This window comes from Micromonospora sp. MW-13 (genome assembly GCF_003434305.1).
GTDB lineage: Bacteria > Actinomycetota > Actinomycetes > Mycobacteriales > Micromonosporaceae > Micromonospora.
This window is the reverse complement of sequence record NZ_QKKX01000109.1, coordinates 1-1,433: the sequence shown is the minus strand read 5'-3', so window position 1 is coordinate 1,433 and position 1,433 is coordinate 1. Positions and strand designations below refer to the sequence as shown.

Sequence of the window (1,433 nt, the reverse complement as noted above, 5' to 3'; positions counted from 1 at the left end):
TAGTGCTTTGTCATGATCTGAGTGGGTAGTGGGGTTTCCTTGTGGGGAAACGGGTTTTGCAGGTGGGGCAAGCGCCGGCGAGGCGGACGAGTAGGTGTTGCAGGTTGCGGAGTATTGCGTAGAGGGTCAGGCCGGCGCTGTTGCTTTTGGGTGGTGGAGGCGTTGCAGGGTGAGGAAGGCGTGGGCGGCGGAGACGAGGGTGACGTGGTGGTGCCAGCCTTGCCAGGTGCGGCCTTCGTAGTGGTCGAGGCCGAGTCCGGTTTTGAGTTCGCGGTAGTCGTGTTCGATGCGCCAGCGGAGTTTCGCCCAGCGGATGAGGGTGCGTTTTGGTGTGGTGGTGGGCAGGTTCGACAGCCAGTACTTGGTGGGTTCGTTCTGTCCGGTGGGCCATTCGGCGATCAGCCATGCTTCGGGTAGGTCCTGGCCGCGGTGCTTGGCGAGGAGGACCCGTCCGGCTGGTCGGATCCGGAGGAACACGAATCTGGACCGCATCTTCACCGGTTTACCGCCTCGGATGCGGGAGCCGTCTCGCCAGGCCACCGTCCGCGCCTGCCCGTTGGTGAGGACGAGGTCCTTCACCGGGACGGCTGGTTGCCGGTACCGCTGTGTGGGTGGTTTGCCCACGCCCTGATATGGCGGGGTGGTGCGTGCCGTGTCATGGCGGTGGACGCCGGTGTTGGTGGACACCTGCACCACGTAGGGCAGGCCGCGTTCGGCGAGGCCGTGGCGGAACTCGGCGGCGTCGCCGTATCCGGCGTCGGCCACGATCAACGGCGCCCGTAATCCCCAGCCGGTGAGTTCGTCGATCATGTCCAACGCCAGGCGCCATTTCTCCCGATGCCGCACCTGGTCGGGGATCCCGGCCCGGGTACGTCGCCGGGTCACCTCGGGGTCCGGTGAGTCGGGGTCCCAGACGGCGGGGAGGAACAGGCGCCAGTCGGCCGGGCATGACGCGGTGTCGGTGACCAGGTTGACCGATACCCCGATCTGGCAGTTCGTGACCTTGCCCGCCGTGCCGGTGTACTGCCGGGCCACCCCGGGTGACGCCGACCCGCACTTGAGCCAGCCGGTGTCATCGACCGCCCACGCCACCGGCCCGATCACGGTGTCCATCCGTTGGGCGAGCCGGGCTCGGACCGGATGCACATCCCACGGGCTGTTCGTCACGAAGTGGTTCAACGCCTGATCGTGCACACCATCGAGGCGGCCAGCCATCGGCTGGATCGACTTTCGCCGCCCGTCGAGCATCAACCCTTGCAGGTACGACACCGCCCGGTCCTGCCACCCGACCCTGGTCAAAGACCCGAACACATCCCCGACGAACCCGGTCAGGTCTTCACGAAGACGGTGTACCTCAACCTCGTCCATAACGGTCACAACGAGGCTGATCCACTGATCCCCACTACCCTTAACCAAAACGTGACAAAGCACTA

General features: G+C 65.7%; 1 protein-coding gene. It reads right to left on the bottom strand.

Annotated elements, in window-relative coordinates:
- Positions 1 to 126: 126 nt before the first annotated feature.
- Positions 127 to 1,368, bottom strand: coding sequence for an IS701 family transposase (locus tag C5N14_RS31435; RefSeq protein ID WP_117673536.1), 1,242 nt, complete (start codon positions 1,366 to 1,368; stop codon positions 127 to 129).
- Positions 1,369 to 1,433 lie beyond the last annotated feature (65 nt).